Raw genomic sequence first — 14,947 nt, forward strand, 5'->3', positions numbered from 1 at the left:
ATAGCTGAAGCGTAACAGCATTCCCAGACCAAGCCTGTTCGGACTAACAGCACCGAAACGATGAGGCGCTTCTAACAACTCGGCTTGATCTAAGGTCTGGCCGGACAGAATTTTCCACGCTTGGCAGGAGCGTTCGAGGCTTAGCCGAATCACAGTGGAAGGGCTCGCTCGGTCTACCCCAGCAGCATTTTAGGTATTGTGTATGAACGCGGGCCTCTTCGGGGGCAGGGGTAGAGGTATGTCACACAAGGTGTGGGACTGAATGAGTGCCTGCACTTCCGGTGCGCCAAAAAGGTCTTAATTTTCAGTCTGAAACGGCGGAGAGGCGGAGATTCGAGCTCCCGATACGGTTGCCCGTATGTCGCTTTTCGATTCTCGTGTTCGGAGTGCTTAGGTATTGCATTTTGGTGGCGAGTCGACCTGGTACCAGACTCCTCGCGCGCCTCTAAGGGCAGTCCATCGAACCTGCAAGTGGTAAGGATCCGACGTTTCCAGCGCAGGATCGAGGCTGTGCGGAGCGGTGACACCAGCGTGACACAACCGCAAGTGCGTGTGACACAGCAAAAATAAATCTTTGTTTTTCAAGTCTTTAGTTTGGCTGGGGGACCTGGATTCGAACCAAGACTAACGGAGTCAGAGGCAGATGTTTTTACAGTAGTTGTAAGCATTTAACCTCTCTCTTTCATGTCTAACATGCTACAGAACTATTCAGGAATTTTCAATCTTTTCTAACGATTTAGCCTCCTTTTCCTGCGTTTCCTGATCCAGCTTTTCGACGACACCTTGCAGCTTCGGAACGAGGTCGGCCTGGCGCGAGTAATGACTTGCCATCCCCTCTGTCTCCTGCCCCAGCATGTCGGCAATCGTGCGGGTGTCGAACCCGAGCTGGCGCATCTTGGTCGCTGCCGTGTGGCGCAGCCCGTGGAAGGTCAGTCCGGCGTCCACCTTGCCCGCCGCCTCCAGCTTGCGGATGACCTTGAAGAACACCGACCGGAAGCCGTCCTCGGTCCACGGCTTGCCCCGCGAGTTGACGAAAAGCGTTTTCTCCTCGTGCGATGGCAGGGCGCCCAGGGCCGCCGCAATCGCCTTCGGTGCCTTCACCTTGACCTCCTTGCCGCTCTTGGCCGAGATGCGGGTCAGCATTCCGGTCTTCGGGTTGTAGGAGGTGCGAGGGGCGGACAGGATCTCGCCTTGCCGGTAGCCCAGAATGCCGCCGAGCAGGATCGGGGCCTTCAGATGATCCGGCGCCGCCTCAAGCACAGCGTCCCATTCCTCCGGCGCCCAAGGCCGGTTCGCCCTCGGCTCGGTCTTGGGCTTGCGGATCTTCTTCATCTTGGCGGCTGGGTTGATGTCGATCCCTTCGAATTCCCGCTCCATGCCGACCTCGAAGACCACGGATACGACGCTGAGCACATAGTTGGCGAAGCGCCGGCCTTTCTTCAGTTTGGCCTTGTCCCGAAGCCCGGCCACAAAACCGCGCGTCCACTTCTCCAGCGGCATGTCGTGGAGCGGCTTCGTCCAGTCCAGGACCTTCAGGTAATCGGCCTTGGTGCGCGGAGCCAAGTCGCTGAAGCGGGCGCTCTCCCGGTAGAGGACCACAAGGCCGCCCCATGTACCGGGCTTCTCCTTAATGGGCTTCACCTTGGCACGGGCGGCATTGAGTGCCGCAAACCATTCCTCGGAGTACATGGCGTGGGGAGGGGTCAGGCGTGTGCCCGTGATCCGGTCATAGGCGTAGGCGGTCCCCTTCGACACATACGCCTTGATCCCCGGGACCTTAATCTTCCTTGTCATCGAGCCTGTTCAGCCAATCGTTAGCGTCCGCTTCATCGGTGCGGTCTAGGTTGTCGATCCAGGCGTCCAGATCCCGCACGTCGTAGCGGAGCCCCTGCTTGCCGGGACGAATGCGCTTTGGCCGCACCGGAGGCAGGGAGGAACCAAGGCCGCAATAGGCGGCGGCCTCTGCCCGGGTGAGCAGTCGTTTTGCGGGTGGCTTTACCTGTGCCTGTCCCATCATCTTCCTCAATCATCCATGACCGTAGGTAAGGCGCAGATCTCTTCAGGCTCTGCGCTAGAAGGGTTGTGGGTTAGGGGGTTAGGACTTTGGGCTTGGCGACAGATCGAGGTGAGCAACCTGAACCTCGAACTCCTGGCTGACTCCGTCGAAGCCGCCAAACTCGCCCGTGATCCGCCCACGAATGACGATATCGACCGGCCCATTCTTCTTGATCCTGCGGAGTAGGGCTTCCGAAGCCTTCTTTCCCAAAACGTCCAATAGGGCGAAATCTGATTTGATCGCTGGAGCGCTCATCTATTCACCTTTGGGGAGGGGATTGGAAAGGGTGGAAAGGGCGTCCTGCTTCGCAGCCGCGCTGTCGTCTTCGATCAAGCCCGTTCCGGTCTTGACCCCTTCGGGGCTTCCATCGCTGACGCTGGCGCCTGTGCCGTTGCAGCGAGTGCAGGTCCGGTATTTGCTGCCGTCCTTGAGGGACCAGCCGACGCTTTGCTGTCCATTGCCGTGACAGACGTGGCACTCGCCCGAGCGGCACTCCCACGACAGGAGCCAAGCCTTATGCTCGTCCCTGCGGATCGGTACGGGAATGTCCGTTTCCTTGTCCCGCTTTGCCCAGTTGATCTGTCCCTTATGCTTACCGGCCTTGTAGACCTCATGGCAGACCGCGCCGGTCACAACGGTGATGTTCTCGCCCTTGGCTTCGAGCCGATACCAGCGCCAGTCGTCCGGCAGCCCGAGCTTCTCGCGAGCATGTATGCTCCAGAAGTCGTAGTGCTTTCGCTCTGGAGGCAGAGCCGATGATGCGAAAAGGTCGTCCATTACTTGTCTCCCTTAGGCGGCGCGACATAGCGACTGGCTGCGCCTGCCATCGAGCTTTCCCTAGGAGCCTCATCAGAGGCGACGGAGGGCACATCAAATTCCCGCTCTCCGCTTAATTGGGAGAGGGTGGCTTCGACCTTCCGAAGTGTTTCAACGCTAATGGCGTATTCCTTTATGGCCTTGCCTTGGAGGATCACAACAGCGTCGTTGACGACAGCCTCCAGTGCCTCCCTGATCGCGGTCTCAGTCTGCATTGTCTTTTCCCTTCAGCGGTTGCGGGGCCATGTACCAATCTACGATGGCGTTGAATTGATCGCGGGGTATCTCGATCCACCCACCATCAGGCCCGTGCAGGCTGACATGATCGCCGTTGTGTAGGATGGACCAGTGCCCGAATTCCTGCGGGTGGTTATCGCTCTCCATCTGGAGAAACCGTGCCGTATCGGTAACGTCGTAGGGTCTGAGCGTCTTAGTCATTGTCTTTTCCCTTGGTGTGGGTGAGGGTGGACGACAGTCCCATAACGACGAAGCCCGGTTCGATGCCGTATTGACCGCCCGTCAGGACGTAGGACACCTGACGCTCGATCATGCGTCCGGTCTTCCACGCAATGTTGTTGTGCTCGTCCATCCGGTAGAGCTTGAGGACATCCCCCTTCTGGAACCCGCGATCATCGCGGCGAACCTCAAAGGTCTTTTCGCCCCGCTCTACCGCGTCCCAATAGGGCGCAAGTGTCTTGAGTTCGTGGACGCAGCTCATCGGCTCTCCTCCTTGTTGGGCTGATGGAGAGCGCGAGGGCATGGCGGGCGCTCTGCTGTGCGGTAGTCGTATTCCTGGCCGCAGATGCGGCAGTAGTTCGTGTCATTGCCACCCGCCCAGGCGCAGGGTGCGTTGTCCTCCTTGTTGGGCTGATGGAGAGCGGAGCGGACAGGCAACACTTCTATCTTCCCGGCCACGACGGCCAATGCGTCGGCTGCCGCTAGGCGATACTCAGCCTTGTTAGGCTCATCCTCCCAGCCGATGTGTTGAGCGGGTGCAAAGCGATGCCAGAGCAGCTTCGCGATGGCCTCGACGTACTGTTGGCCGCCCCATTCGTGCCGCGCGTCTTCATAAGCTCGGATTATCTTATGGGACTCCTCCAGGGATTTGCGCAGCTGCTTGTTGTCACGTTCCAGATCCCGGATCTGGGTTGAGTGGGCGTCCAGCATGCTCATGTCTTCTCTCCCTTGAGGGCGTCGTAAATCTGAGGGCGCGGCTCGGTTATGGTGGTGATACCGTGCAAGGAGAGCGCCCTGTCAGCCGCCTCCAACGCCTTTCGCAGCCGTTCATTCTCGGCCTCAAGCGCCAACTCACGGGCCGTTTTCGTTTCGGGGCTGACGACGTTGGCCAATTCCAGATACAGACGATCCATAACGTTGTTCATTTCGTCTCCCCCAAGCACCCGCACACGTCCGCGATCATGAGCGCGAAGTTCGCCACGTCGGCGGCTTCCTTACCGATCTGCTCAGGCCCATGATCAAGGATGGCCACGATGAGTTCTTCTGTCTCCTCGCGGAGCCTGTCGACCAGCGGCTTAGGCCGGTCGTTCTTCCACCCCGGCTTGTGGTCGTTGGCGCGAAGCTGCTGCTCCATGAGGTGGGCGAAGGCCAGAACCTCGGGGCGGAGATACTGAGCCGCCCCGCTATTGGGAACAATCGTGACAGGCACAACCGGCTTGCCTGTCGCCGCGTCGAAGGCGAATGTCGTTGAAGGGTTTGTCGATGAGTCCGACAATGGCTCATCGTTCATGCGCTTGAAGAGGTAGCAATCCTTTGCCTCCTCATGGCTCTTGCACATGCGCATGGTCGTGCTCCTCATGTCCTCGCCGCAGTAGTCACAATCAATGCAATGGTTAGCCATGGCTCTCCTCCTTGTTGGGCTGATGGAGAGCGGAGCGGGCGCGGGCAATTGCCCCTTCTGCATCGTGCAGACGCCACGCCTCCGGGGACATCAAGGCGTCGGGTAGGTTGCCGAAGGTGTCTAGGATGTTGGTCACCTCCTCAAGGGTGGTGGTGAGGGAGGCGATGCGGCGGTTCGCAATCTCGCTGTCCGTGCGCCATGCGTTGCCCCGCTGGATTTGAGCGGCAACAGCCCGTTCGAGCTTCTCGTTCTCTCCCTCTAGTGTAGTGATACGGGAGGAGAGGACGCGGGCCAGATCAAGAGACATCGCGCGGATCGCGTAGATGCCGCCGTTCGCGCCTTTCCACTGCTCGGCAATGCCTTGGATCTCTTGTGCCAGCCTCTCCACCAGATCCTTTCCTTCTCCTGTGGGAGGGGGATTTTGGGGAGTGTGATTGGGCGTCTCGGCATGAATGCCGACCGCGCTCGCGTCCTTCGGATCAAGCCCTTCGGTCTTGACTGCTTCGCAGCGCTGATCGCTGACGCATGGGTTATGGTTCATTCTGCTGCCTCAAGAACTGGGGATGACGGGAGCGGCATTCCGAGGATGCCAAGACCTTTCCGAGCTGCACGCGAAAGTGCTGCCGCCGCGCGGTCTCCAGCAGCAAAGAGAGATGTTCCATTGGATGGCGATTTGCCCGCTGTTCCATCAGGCCGGATGAACCGGACCTTCGGCATGAAGAGCACTGCGTCCGAGCGGACCCAGGCGGATCGAAACCATGGTGCGGAGGTGCGATCCGGCGTAAGGGCGATGCCATTGCCATGAGCGAAGAACTTGTCTAGCCACGGCTCCAGAGCGTTGCGGCCACCGAAGGGCGGGTTCATCCAAACAAATCCGCTCCACTCTTGCGATAGGCTGTCCTCGCAAAGGAACCGGTCGGCAGGGACAAACGTCTGAGCATCTTTCGGATGTGCGACATCCAAATCGAAGCGGCATCCGAGTGCTTCGAAGATGTAAGCCGGGGTGTACCATTCATCGGATTTGCCGGGGGTATCCCAATAGCTCACGGCAGCACCTCCGTGGTAGCCGGGTGAGACGCTTCCCCGCGCAAGGGATCGCAGCCCGTAAGGGGCAAGACGCCGGAGGCGTCTTGATCGGCACGACAAGAGCCCGTTCCCGTCAGGGATGCGCCCTGATCCATTCCATGAGTATCATTCATGGGGGAGGCCAATGTATCGGATGGCATTAGGATGCGTCCTTGTAGAGGGATCGACGGGCCGGCATTTCCCGGCTGGGTTTCTTGGGAGCGCGGGGAGGTTGGGGAATGCGCTTCCGGCTTGGATCTTTGATGCCGAGCTGGTGCTGCTTCCGCCGTTTGGCCTGGGCTGCGGCCCTGTGATCGGCTGCGTCCTTGTCCTTCTTGCAGCTCAGATGAGCGGGGCCACAATTCGGGTCTTCGTCCTTGCCGCCGAGTTCCAAGGCGATAATGTGCTCAACGAACCAATCCTCGCGGGTGGCGTCGATGGCCTGCTTGCAGGTGACGCAGATGCCCTTGTGAGCCTCCCAGATCTTGAGGGCGCGGCTCTTGGTCATCTTCTTGCGCTTGGTCGTGCCGACATCCTCGTGAATGAAGGCCATTAGGCAGCCCTCCCGACATTCCGCGTCAGCGTCTCAGGCTGAATGCCGATCATCTCGGCCAGCACGTCGAGAACCTTGTTCTTGCTTTCCTGAAAGACCTGCTTGCCCATCGCTGCTTTCGATTGGCTCTTTGCCGTCCAGACGGTGACCACGGCCTCCGCTGTAGTGACGATGGCGAAGTCATCCATGGGCCTGATAAAGGCCGCCAGACGCTGCGCCTCTGCCTTTGATGCGCACGGGAAGGTGCGCTCATCGCGGTAGCCAGCCTTGATAAGGGCGTACTTGCGGAGGTGCTCAGATGTGGGGAACCGCTCAGCCAGGACTTCCGGCAGGTTCATCCATGCTTCGTTGATGGCCGCGAAGTAGTGGTTATGGTTCGCCTGGGAACGATGTTCCTGCACGGCAAGCCGGTAGCTCTCCCCGACTACGAACGAGGCATCACACTCCCGCTGGAAGCGATGATGCGGGACCATCGCGTCTCCTGACCACTGGAAGACGATCGGGGCCGTGCTCATGCCGCTTCCTGCTCATAGAGACTCATGAGCTGGCTGACCTTGTGCTCAACCTCGGCGAGGAACTCGGACACGTCCTTCTCAAGTTCCTTGATGCGAGGCTCGTCCCGCTCCAGCCTCTTCGTGAAGAGACGCATGGACGGCGGAAGGCGCGGATCGTACGAGATGAAGTCGCACCACTGACGGCCGGTGCAAGCCATCTGCCAGAGCATCTGCGTGACATACTTGCCGGGGATTGTCTGACTGATGAGCGTGTCGATGTGGGTAGCGGTGTTCGGGCACTTGATCTCGACAAGCCCATCCTCTCCGATCAGCCCGTCAGGGCTTGCCCCGCTCATCAGGATACTAGGATGGGGTACGAAGCCGACCTGAACCACGTCGACGCCGACGCGAAACTCATAGGCGGCACGTGCTTCCGGCTCTTGCTCCGTACCCCATTGCATGGCCGCATTGCTGAACTTGTCGGCGCTGGCGCCGGTCAGCCGCTCCGCGACCAGTTCGGCCATGTAGTTTGCTCGAGATGCGCCCCACCCGGTCTTGGTCTTGGCGATCACATCCGCCACGCGCGAGGCCGTGACCTTGCCGAGGCGAGCGGCGAACCATTCGGGTGTGCCTTGGAGTATCTCATCCATGGTCAGACCCTCTTGCCGTTGTTGCGGCCGAAGGCCTGAAGCTCTTTGACGGCGGTGTCGAACTTCTTCGCCGGCAGGGCTGCGAGGCTATCGACCTTGAGGAACTTGCAGAACTTGGCCTCATCGGCTTCCACCGACTCGATCAGTTCGCGCAGCTGCAGAACCTGCTCCTCGCTGATGGCCGCAGGAGCGCCGGCCCCGTTGCCGTCGTCATCCTCGCCCCGGCTGGTCAGGTTCAGGAGGGCGGCGGCCGTGTATCGCTTGCCGTAGGAGATAGACGAGCCGTGAGCCTGCACGAGGTTCCGGCCGGGCCCTTTGTCGACAGGGAGACTGAAGGTCGTTTCCTCGGAATGGCCGCCCCGATGGGTCAGGACGCCCGTCACGGCCACGAAGTCACCCTCCGTCTTTGTCCGGAATGAGATGGAGAAGCCGTGCTTGCCGAGGATGGGTCTGATCTGCTCGTTCACGTCTTCCCAGAGGGCATACCGGCTGCCGGTATTCGCGTTCTTCCCGCGCTCCTTGATGACCGGGAGTTCAGCCTGCATGTCAGCCAGTGCCGCGGCAAAGTCGGCTTGGGCATTGCGGCTGACAATGCGCTGCTGCATCTCGAGCAGACGCTCCATCTTGTCGATATCGACATTCGGGTTCAGGGCGGCGCGCTCGATTACCTGAAGGATGGTCGCGCTTTCGGAAATCGGCTGCGGCAGCCGGTCCATGACTTCCGCCTCGGAGACGGTGGATACTTGGGTCTGGGGCATTTCAGGCTCCGACAGTGAGAACGGGGAGTGATTGAGCGGTTTCGGCTTGCTGCCGCATGGCGTGGACGCCTGTGCAGAGTTGCCGAAGGTTCCTGGCGGAGGTCTCCAGGTTGGCGGCTGCTAGGAGGAGCTTGCCCTCCTCGGCGCCGGGGGAGTTCATGGTTCCGGCCGCATAGGCGCATGCAATCTCAGTGCACCGAAGGAACTGCTCCGTCTTGTGCAGGATCTCCCGCGCCTGCTGCTCAAAGGCGGTGATGATTGTCATCGCTGGTTCTCCTTGCCCGCCACTTTGACGAGCGGCTTTTGCCAGCCGCATTCGCGAGAGAGTTGAGCGGTCTTGTCCGCCTTGATGCGCGAAGCGCGCTTGGTTTCGGGGCCACGCCACTTGAGGGTGATCGGGACGCGCTTCATAGGACCTCCACGAGCTTGAAGATGGAGAAGCACCAGAGGCCGAAGATCACGAGAGCCATGAGAACCCAAAGGGCTTGCTCGACACGTTGGCAGTAGGCCTTGCAGCGAGAGTTGGAGAGGCTCATTGCTTCCTCCCTTCGGCGTCTTTCTTGGCGTGGTGGCGGTCGGAGGCCTCAAGGCGCTTGAGGATCCTCTTGAACAGGCCGCGAACCTTTGGGTCGGGCGAGTGCTCAGCGAATGCATGCACAGCTGGGATGAGCACCTGGCGCTCTTCCTTGGAGAAGTGCGGCATCACGCAGCCCCTCCGAAATCAGGAGAGAGCCGGTCTTCATCCGTGCCGCCACAAGGACAGGGGGCAGAGTCGAGAAGGCCCGTATTCCGATCTTTGTAGACGAAGTGACCGCGGCCCTCGCAGGTCGGGCAGGAGATGGTTGCCCCGCGCTGAAGTACGCTGTTTAGGAAGGCGACATCCTGCGCCACCTGCTGGATTACCTCTGAGCAGACGAGACGTGGGCGGCTCTTCGCGGGGAAGGAGATCACATCAGCCATTGGTGTGCCCCTTCGCCTTGCCGATGACCTTGCGGATCATGCGAAGCGTCGGGCTGCCGTCGTGCCACTGCACGTCGGTCTCAACGACCTTCAGGACCTCCAGCATTTCGCGGATGAGCATCTGCTCGGGGCTGCGGTAGGTGCGCATATCGCGCATCGCGGCAGCGAAATTGATGGAGCGCTGGCGCATCTCAGGCCACCATCGACCAGAGGGCCACGGCCCCGGCGAACATACCGAGGCAGGCTAACTCACCAACAGTAGCGGCAATGGATTTGAGGAGGGGCATGAAGGGTCATCCGATTGGCGTTGGATGATTATTCATACAAACTGTATTAGTGACACGTCAAGCGTTATTTTTACAAAAAGTATTAGCGCGAGAGATCAGTGACTTAGGATTAAAAGACGTGACAGTCCCCGATATCCACAGGGGCATGTTCTTGCTTTGTTCCAGAATGCGCGACAGCTTACCGGGGCGAACAGGAGACCCGGATGTCGAGCCAGATGATTCCAGAGTATGGGGATGATTGCCGAAGCGAAGTGCCTCGCTTCCAGCTATTCCTCACGTGCTACAATTGCCAGCGTCCCTCCGCTCGATACCTTCAGGCCGTGCCATCTCACATCACGACAGAGGATGATCTGATTGAGAGCGGCCTGCTGGCGAAGCAGGCTTTTCTTTGCGGGAAATGTGAGTGCCCGATTGGGACGATTACGGGAGTGAAGGTCGAATGGATCGACGTTCCCTATTAGTCGGCAGGGTAGTGAACGCTTCGGACCAAGCCGAGGATTTTCACCTCAGTTCCGTCATCCGGTTGAAAGTCTCTCGGCACGACGATAGCTCGATGCTTGGGGTTGTCGGAGCGGGGATGAAACTCAACCCGGTCCTCGTAGAGCTCAACTTCTTTGACCGACCATTCGCGGAGCTGCCCGCCGTCTTTTGTACGCTCAATGACGACTTTCATTCCGTCCCGCAAAGGGACGCGGTTCTCCAGATCCTCATAATCGACGCAGAGGACATAGCCTCCCTCGAACATGGGGGGCTTGGCCTTGTTCATGCTGTCGCCTTCGATGATGAAGGCCATATGGCGGGCGTCCGGGTACTTCATATCAACAGGAGCGCTAATCTTTGGCGGCTCCTCATCAAAGAATTCAGCAACCTCGCGGAAGGTCCCCGCCGCGACGGAGCCAGCCACAACGTACTGCGTCACTGACATATCGACCGGGCGGAGTTGAGGTGGCACTTGGTCGCCGCCCGCCTTCGGGTCGCCTTTCCCCGTCAGTAGCCAGGCATGGGCTACGCGGAACTTCCGGGCATAGCTTTCCGCTTGCTCTGGGGTGAAATCACGGCCGCCAGGTTCGCCAGCTCGTTCGTGGGTATTGTACGTCGAATAGGGAATCCCGAGTTCCTTCGATACGGCTAGAGCCGACCGATACCCCGCTTGTTGCCTCGCCCACCGGAGGCGTTCCCCACGTGTTTTCATAACACCCGTTGTATCGAAATCATTCTTACTATGGGTGTTGACTTCGACTAATACAGATTGTATTAGTTCTGTATGAGCACTGTTCACGACATCATCGCCTTGTGGCCATCCGCTTCGGAACTGGCCAGAGATCTCGGACTGAAGCGGGAAAGCCATGCCACGGTGATGAAGCACCGAGGCTCCATCCCAGTGAAGCACTGGCCAGCCCTGGTGGATGCCGCCAAAAAGCGGCGCATCAAGGGGATCTCCTATGCGGTGCTTGTAGCTGCCCATGCTCGTCCCTCTGCCCCGCATCAGGATAGCGCTGCCAACGAGCCTGGGACCACGGCTAATACGGAGAGGGCCGCTTGAGCTCTTTCCAGTCCCTTTCCCCTTCCATCGGCACCGCCTCCCTTGCTGCCGATGAGAAGAGCGCGGGCGGCTCAAACGCCAATCCTTTAGCCGCCCGCGCTTTCGTTTCAGCCCCCGCTTCCACGCCTACCGTTATCGCCGGTCTGGGTGGGAATTTCATCTTCAATCGAAACTAGAACAGTTACGGAACGCTCGCATGGCCCAAGATCGCGGTCGCATCCTCCCATTCTCAGGCTTCAAAGCCGCCTGGCGCATGCTGCTCGACACCCTCGGCGGCGTCTCGGCGGTCGAACGCGCGGACATCACCCGGGGCAGCGCGTCGCTCCTGTCGCGCTACGGGCAGGTGCACGAGAGCGTCTTCACGCCGATCGACATCATGTACGAGATCGAGAAGGCGGTCGTCGACGCTGGCGGGCGCCCTGAGTTCCTGATGGCCTATGCCGACGCGCTTGGCTTCGTCGCCGTTCCGAAGGCGGCCGTTGAGAACCCGCTCCCTGTTCTCGACACGGCGGCCGTCGAAGCAATCGGTGCGGTTGGTCAGATGGCGTCGGCATTCTACGAGGCCGCAAAGGACGGCGTGATCACTCCCAAGGAAGCCGAGGGCCTCGCCGCTGTTGGTCTAAGGGCTGGCGCTGAGGTGCATGAGTTCACAGAGGCTGCAAAGGCCCGCGCTGCGAAGGGTGGACGCTGATGCCAGGCCTGCCGCTTTCCGCCGACACGATTGCCACCATCAAGACCCTTCGCGCCAAGGGACACAGCATCAGTGAAGTTGCTGCGCTCACGAAGGTGCGGGGCAGGGGCACCATTCACCGCCACGTGCAGGGCATCCAGCTTCCGTTCGGTCCTCTCAAGCGGGGCGGCAAGAAGAAGATCGCCTTCAACGTCTGCAAGGCGCTCTTCGACCAGGGCCTCACCTACCGCGGGATCGGCAAGCGCCTCGGCTGCGCACATTCCGCCGTCTACCGCACTCTCAAGACTGGCAGGAGCGCTGCATGAGCGACATGGCCCCCGATCTAATCCGCTCCTACGTGGACCGCATTCTCCGCATCAAGGAGGAAGAGGACACGCTGAAGGCTGACATCAAATATATTTACGCCGAGGCCAAGGGCAACGGCCTGGACAAGACTGCTTTGGGCGATCTCGTCACGCATCTCCGCAAGCAGGCGAAAAACCCTGAGAAGCAGGCCGAGCGCTCGTCGTTGTTCGATCTGTATCTCGACGCCTACACGAACGCGCCTCACGCGCATACGCATACGCGTGAGGGCTGAGCATGAGCGAGATCTGCATTCTCGGCGTGGATCCAGGCTCCTCGGGCGCAATCGCCCTGTACTGGCCCTCCGCTCCGCACACGATCATTGCCGAAGACGTTCCGACCGTTGACGGCGCGATCAATCCGGCCGCCCTTGCCCGGCGCTTGGAAGAGGCCCGGCCCTCGGTTGCGATGGTCGAACTCGTCGGCGCCATGCCGAAGCAGGGCGTCTCCTCCACCTTTAAGTTCGGCGTTGCCTACGGTCTGGTCCGTGGCGTGATTGGGGCCGCTTTCATCCCCATGCACCTCGTCACCCCTGGCAAGTGGAAGAAGCACTTCCGCCTGTCGTCTGACAAGGAAGAGGCGAGGGCGCTTGCAACCCGTCTCTGGCCGGCTGCCACGTGCTTCTCTCGCAAGAAGGATCACGGGCGCGCCGAGGCCGCCCTGATCGCCCGCTATGCCGCCGAGACCATGTACGCCGACTTCCGCCTGGGAGCCGCCGAATGAGCGAGAAGCCGAGCCTCGATCAGCAGATCAGTGCGGTTGCCTCCGACATGCTGTCTCGGCGCGGCTTCCTCGACGCCTCAGAGCGTCGACTGATGAGCCCCAAGCTCAAGGACAACGAGCGGCAGACGATCGAGCTTGATCGCATGAACACCCTCAAGTCGCAGCCGGCTCTTGAGGCCGCCGTCGAAACTCTCCGCTGGCTGAAGGCCAACGAGGAAGAGGTCCGCGCATTCGTCGCCAGCAAGCGAGGTGCAGCATGAGCGGACTGTCACCCGAGATGATCGACGCCATGGTTGCTGCTGGTCTGACGGCTGAGCAAATGGCAGCCCTCGTGAAGGCTCAACTTGCTGCCCAGGCTGCCGCTGATGAAGCCCGCCGCGCAGCGAAGAGAGAGCAGGCAACCGAGCGCCAGCGCCGGAAGAGAGAGCGTGATCGCAAGCCTGTCACGCATGTCACGCGTGACAACGCGTTACAGGGCGTGACGGAGCGTGACACCCCCTCCAAGGTTCCCCCCAATGATAATAACTCTAACCCCCCTCCTACCTCCCCCAGTTCCGATGCTGACGCATCGGCGCTGCCTGCCGTCAGCGACCCGGCAGAAGTTTCGATCAACGACCAAATCTGGAATTCGAAAGCCGCCCTGTCCGACCTCTCGGGAAAATCCGAGACGGCTGTCGGCAAGTGGATCGGCAAGGCGCTGAAAGACCATCCCCCCGACGTGGTGAAGCAGGGCATCGACGCCGCCCTGCATGCCGGAACCCGCGACCCCTTCAGCTACGCCCGAAGCGTGATGCTCAACTCCCGAGGCCCCCAAAATGACCACCAAGGCAATCGCAACGGTCGAACCCATTCCGCCGCTCAGCACCGCAGCTCCGGATCTCGCCTCGCTGCCATCATGGGCTACGACGATGAACACGGAGGCGATGACCCAGCGGAAGAACGACGCGTATCGGATCGGGCCGCATGGCCGAAAGGTCGTCACGCTTCCGGCTTCCTCGATGCCGAACCCGACGCAGCGGGCGTTTATCGAGCGTAGGGTCGCAGAACTCGACCTGATGGCCCAGCCGGGTCCGGTCAAGGAGATCGACGCGACCATTGGCGCCCTGATGCTTCGCTACATGACCGCGCGCCAGGACGACGAGATGATGCGGGCGCGTGTCGAGGGCTACCGGATTGTCCTGCGGGACTTCCCCGCTTGGGCTGTTCGGGAGGCTTACGCCCGCTGGCTCAAGGGCGAGATCGGCCGCGAGTATGACGCCTCGTTCCCGCCTCCGGAGCGCGTCCTGCATGACTGCGCCAAGAACCTCACCATGGCCGCCATGGGCCAGCGCATCGGGCTGCAAATGGTTCTCGACGCGGAAGCCTATCGCCCGCCGAGCGAGGCCGAGATGCAGGAGCGACGGCAGCGCCTGGAGACGGTCATCCGGAGCATCGCGGAGGGCGTCAGCCCCGAGGATCGCGGTCCTGGAAGCCTGAAGCGCCGGCCTGAGACGCCTGAAGAGCAGGCCCGCAAGGATCAGATCCTCAACAGCCCAGGCAAGGGCATCCTCGCAGGGCTTCGCGAATTGCAGGAGACGGAACGTGCAGCAGCCCAGTGACGAAGCCACCACCGAGCAGAGGGCGAAGGCCGTGAAGCACTGGGAAGAGGTGATCCGCCCCCAGATGGCTACCAGGGAACAGAAGGCCCCGCCTGAAGACCCTCAAGTCGCTCTCGCCCGCATCAAGTCCGAAGGATGGGGCTCAGTCCAAATCAGCCCCGCCCTCACCAAAATCCTCGGCATCAAGAAGAACGAGCAAGCAGCATGAGCGAGCCAAACAAGCTTACCGCCCGCGCGGTCTCTCACATCCGGCGCGCAGCCCTCCGCGGCGAGAGCATCACGGATCTAGCGATCCACTACGGGGTGACGGACAACGCAGTCCGCTATCACGTCCGCGATCTGGATCTGCCGAACAAGCCGCCAATGGGCCGCAAGCAGAGCTTCGACTGGCGGAAGGCCGCCGCTCTCGTTGATGGGCGAGGCATGACCTACCGCGAGGCGGCTGCCCGTCTGGGCGTCACCTATGGCGCCATCCATTACGCCCTTCACAACGGGGCCCGGTCATGAGGATCCGCCCAGGCAGGAAAGCCACCATGCAAGCGCAGTTCTGGAA

General features: G+C 60.7%; 30 protein-coding genes. 9 read left to right on the forward strand and 21 right to left on the reverse strand.

Annotated elements, in window-relative coordinates:
- Nucleotides 1–708 precede the first annotated feature (708 nt).
- From OC446_RS00600 to OC446_RS00700, 21 genes are all read right to left on the reverse strand, one after another.
- Nucleotides 709–1,794, reverse strand: a complete 1,086-nt coding sequence (locus OC446_RS00600) for a tyrosine-type recombinase/integrase (protein ID WP_262027097.1) — start codon at nt 1,792–1,794, stop codon at nt 709–711.
- Nucleotides 1,778–2,017 (reverse strand): helix-turn-helix transcriptional regulator, encoded by a 240-nt coding sequence (locus tag OC446_RS00605; RefSeq protein WP_262027098.1) that lies wholly within the window; start codon nt 2,015–2,017, stop codon nt 1,778–1,780. Before OC446_RS00605 ends, OC446_RS00600 begins: the two co-directional genes overlap by 17 nt.
- Nucleotides 2,018–2,095: 78 nt before the next feature.
- Nucleotides 2,096–2,311, reverse strand: a complete 216-nt coding sequence (locus OC446_RS00610) for a hypothetical protein (protein WP_262027099.1) — start codon at nt 2,309–2,311, stop codon at nt 2,096–2,098.
- On the reverse strand, nt 2,312–2,833 hold the full coding sequence (locus OC446_RS00615; protein WP_262027100.1) for a hypothetical protein: 522 nt from the start codon (nt 2,831–2,833) through the stop codon (nt 2,312–2,314). It abuts the gene before it with no gap.
- Nucleotides 2,833–3,087 carry a hypothetical protein gene (locus OC446_RS00620; RefSeq protein WP_262027101.1) on the reverse strand — a complete coding sequence of 85 codons (255 nt, stop codon included), beginning with the start codon at nt 3,085–3,087 and terminating at the stop codon, nt 2,833–2,835. Before OC446_RS00620 ends, OC446_RS00615 begins: the two co-directional genes overlap by 1 nt.
- Nucleotides 3,077–3,310: a hypothetical protein gene (locus OC446_RS00625; RefSeq protein ID WP_262027102.1), complete on the reverse strand. Its 234-nt coding sequence runs from the start codon at nt 3,308–3,310 to the stop codon at nt 3,077–3,079. Before OC446_RS00625 ends, OC446_RS00620 begins: the two co-directional genes overlap by 11 nt.
- Complete coding sequence (locus OC446_RS00630) at nt 3,303–3,590, reverse strand: DUF3850 domain-containing protein (protein ID WP_262027103.1); 288 nt, start codon at nt 3,588–3,590, stop codon at nt 3,303–3,305. Before OC446_RS00630 ends, OC446_RS00625 begins: the two co-directional genes overlap by 8 nt.
- Nucleotides 3,587–4,045 (reverse strand): hypothetical protein, encoded by a 459-nt coding sequence (locus OC446_RS00635; RefSeq protein WP_262027104.1) that lies wholly within the window; start codon nt 4,043–4,045, stop codon nt 3,587–3,589. Before OC446_RS00635 ends, OC446_RS00630 begins: the two co-directional genes overlap by 4 nt.
- On the reverse strand, nt 4,042–4,254 hold the full coding sequence (locus OC446_RS00640) for a hypothetical protein (RefSeq protein WP_262027105.1): 213 nt from the start codon (nt 4,252–4,254) through the stop codon (nt 4,042–4,044). Before OC446_RS00640 ends, OC446_RS00635 begins: the two co-directional genes overlap by 4 nt.
- On the reverse strand, nt 4,251–4,730 hold the full coding sequence (locus OC446_RS00645) for a hypothetical protein (RefSeq protein WP_262027106.1): 480 nt from the start codon (nt 4,728–4,730) through the stop codon (nt 4,251–4,253). Before OC446_RS00645 ends, OC446_RS00640 begins: the two co-directional genes overlap by 4 nt.
- Nucleotides 4,723–5,271, reverse strand: a complete 549-nt coding sequence (locus OC446_RS00650) for a hypothetical protein (protein WP_262027107.1) — start codon at nt 5,269–5,271, stop codon at nt 4,723–4,725. Before OC446_RS00650 ends, OC446_RS00645 begins: the two co-directional genes overlap by 8 nt.
- Nucleotides 5,268–5,777: a phage N-6-adenine-methyltransferase gene (locus OC446_RS00655; protein ID WP_262027108.1), complete on the reverse strand. Its 510-nt coding sequence runs from the start codon at nt 5,775–5,777 to the stop codon at nt 5,268–5,270. Before OC446_RS00655 ends, OC446_RS00650 begins: the two co-directional genes overlap by 4 nt.
- Before the next feature lie 178 nt (nt 5,778–5,955).
- Nucleotides 5,956–6,348: an HNH endonuclease gene (locus OC446_RS00660; RefSeq protein ID WP_262027109.1), complete on the reverse strand. Its 393-nt coding sequence runs from the start codon at nt 6,346–6,348 to the stop codon at nt 5,956–5,958.
- Nucleotides 6,348–6,863 (reverse strand): hypothetical protein, encoded by a 516-nt coding sequence (locus OC446_RS00665; protein ID WP_262027110.1) that lies wholly within the window; start codon nt 6,861–6,863, stop codon nt 6,348–6,350. Before OC446_RS00665 ends, OC446_RS00660 begins: the two co-directional genes overlap by 1 nt.
- Entirely contained in the window at nt 6,860–7,492 is a 633-nt protein-coding gene (locus tag OC446_RS00670) for a lambda exonuclease family protein (protein WP_262027111.1), read from the reverse strand. Before OC446_RS00670 ends, OC446_RS00665 begins: the two co-directional genes overlap by 4 nt.
- 2 nt (nt 7,493–7,494) lie before the next feature.
- Nucleotides 7,495–8,250, reverse strand: coding sequence for an ERF family protein (locus tag OC446_RS00675; protein ID WP_262027112.1), 756 nt, complete (start codon nt 8,248–8,250; stop codon nt 7,495–7,497).
- A gap of 1 nt (nt 8,251) precedes the next feature.
- Nucleotides 8,252–8,515: a hypothetical protein gene (locus OC446_RS00680; protein WP_262027113.1), complete on the reverse strand. Its 264-nt coding sequence runs from the start codon at nt 8,513–8,515 to the stop codon at nt 8,252–8,254.
- Nucleotides 8,512–8,661, reverse strand: coding sequence for a hypothetical protein (locus OC446_RS00685; RefSeq protein WP_262027114.1), 150 nt, complete (start codon nt 8,659–8,661; stop codon nt 8,512–8,514). The genes OC446_RS00680 and OC446_RS00685 overlap by 4 nt, the downstream gene beginning before the upstream one ends.
- Nucleotides 8,658–8,786 carry a hypothetical protein gene (locus tag OC446_RS00690; protein ID WP_262027115.1) on the reverse strand — a complete coding sequence of 43 codons (129 nt, stop codon included), beginning with the start codon at nt 8,784–8,786 and terminating at the stop codon, nt 8,658–8,660. Before OC446_RS00690 ends, OC446_RS00685 begins: the two co-directional genes overlap by 4 nt.
- A gap of 416 nt (nt 8,787–9,202) precedes the next feature.
- Complete coding sequence (locus OC446_RS00695) at nt 9,203–9,400, reverse strand: hypothetical protein (RefSeq protein ID WP_262027116.1); 198 nt, start codon at nt 9,398–9,400, stop codon at nt 9,203–9,205.
- 554 nt (nt 9,401–9,954) lie between these two features.
- On the reverse strand, nt 9,955–10,962 hold the full coding sequence (locus tag OC446_RS00700; protein ID WP_262027117.1) for a helix-turn-helix transcriptional regulator: 1,008 nt from the start codon (nt 10,960–10,962) through the stop codon (nt 9,955–9,957).
- Between the two features lie 274 nt (nt 10,963–11,236).
- Between OC446_RS00700 and OC446_RS00705 the strand changes: the two genes are divergently transcribed.
- The 9 genes from OC446_RS00705 to OC446_RS00745 are packed head-to-tail and all read left to right on the forward strand — an operon-like array spanning nt 11,237 to nt 14,901.
- Nucleotides 11,237–11,731 carry a hypothetical protein gene (locus OC446_RS00705; RefSeq protein ID WP_262027118.1) on the forward strand — a complete coding sequence of 165 codons (495 nt, stop codon included), beginning with the start codon at nt 11,237–11,239 and terminating at the stop codon, nt 11,729–11,731.
- On the forward strand, nt 11,731–12,036 hold the full coding sequence (locus OC446_RS00710; protein WP_262027119.1) for a hypothetical protein: 306 nt from the start codon (nt 11,731–11,733) through the stop codon (nt 12,034–12,036). Before OC446_RS00705 ends, OC446_RS00710 begins: the two co-directional genes overlap by 1 nt.
- Entirely contained in the window at nt 12,033–12,308 is a 276-nt protein-coding gene (locus tag OC446_RS00715; protein WP_262027120.1) for a DUF2312 domain-containing protein, read from the forward strand. The genes OC446_RS00710 and OC446_RS00715 overlap by 4 nt, the downstream gene beginning before the upstream one ends.
- A gap of 2 nt (nt 12,309–12,310) precedes the next feature.
- Entirely contained in the window at nt 12,311–12,796 is a 486-nt protein-coding gene (locus OC446_RS00720) for a hypothetical protein (RefSeq protein ID WP_262027121.1), read from the forward strand.
- Nucleotides 12,793–13,056, forward strand: coding sequence for a hypothetical protein (locus OC446_RS00725; RefSeq protein ID WP_262027122.1), 264 nt, complete (start codon nt 12,793–12,795; stop codon nt 13,054–13,056). Before OC446_RS00720 ends, OC446_RS00725 begins: the two co-directional genes overlap by 4 nt.
- Nucleotides 13,053–13,832, forward strand: coding sequence for a hypothetical protein (locus tag OC446_RS00730; protein WP_262027123.1), 780 nt, complete (start codon nt 13,053–13,055; stop codon nt 13,830–13,832). The genes OC446_RS00725 and OC446_RS00730 overlap by 4 nt, the downstream gene beginning before the upstream one ends.
- Nucleotides 13,795–14,394: a hypothetical protein gene (locus OC446_RS00735; RefSeq protein ID WP_262027124.1), complete on the forward strand. Its 600-nt coding sequence runs from the start codon at nt 13,795–13,797 to the stop codon at nt 14,392–14,394. Before OC446_RS00730 ends, OC446_RS00735 begins: the two co-directional genes overlap by 38 nt.
- Nucleotides 14,378–14,602: a hypothetical protein gene (locus OC446_RS00740; protein ID WP_262027125.1), complete on the forward strand. Its 225-nt coding sequence runs from the start codon at nt 14,378–14,380 to the stop codon at nt 14,600–14,602. The genes OC446_RS00735 and OC446_RS00740 overlap by 17 nt, the downstream gene beginning before the upstream one ends.
- Nucleotides 14,599–14,901: a hypothetical protein gene (locus OC446_RS00745; RefSeq protein ID WP_262027126.1), complete on the forward strand. Its 303-nt coding sequence runs from the start codon at nt 14,599–14,601 to the stop codon at nt 14,899–14,901. The genes OC446_RS00740 and OC446_RS00745 overlap by 4 nt, the downstream gene beginning before the upstream one ends.
- Nucleotides 14,902–14,947 lie beyond the last annotated feature (46 nt).

This window comes from Microvirga sp. Mcv34 (assembly GCF_024519725.1).
Taxonomy (GTDB): domain Bacteria; phylum Pseudomonadota; class Alphaproteobacteria; order Rhizobiales; family Beijerinckiaceae; genus Microvirga.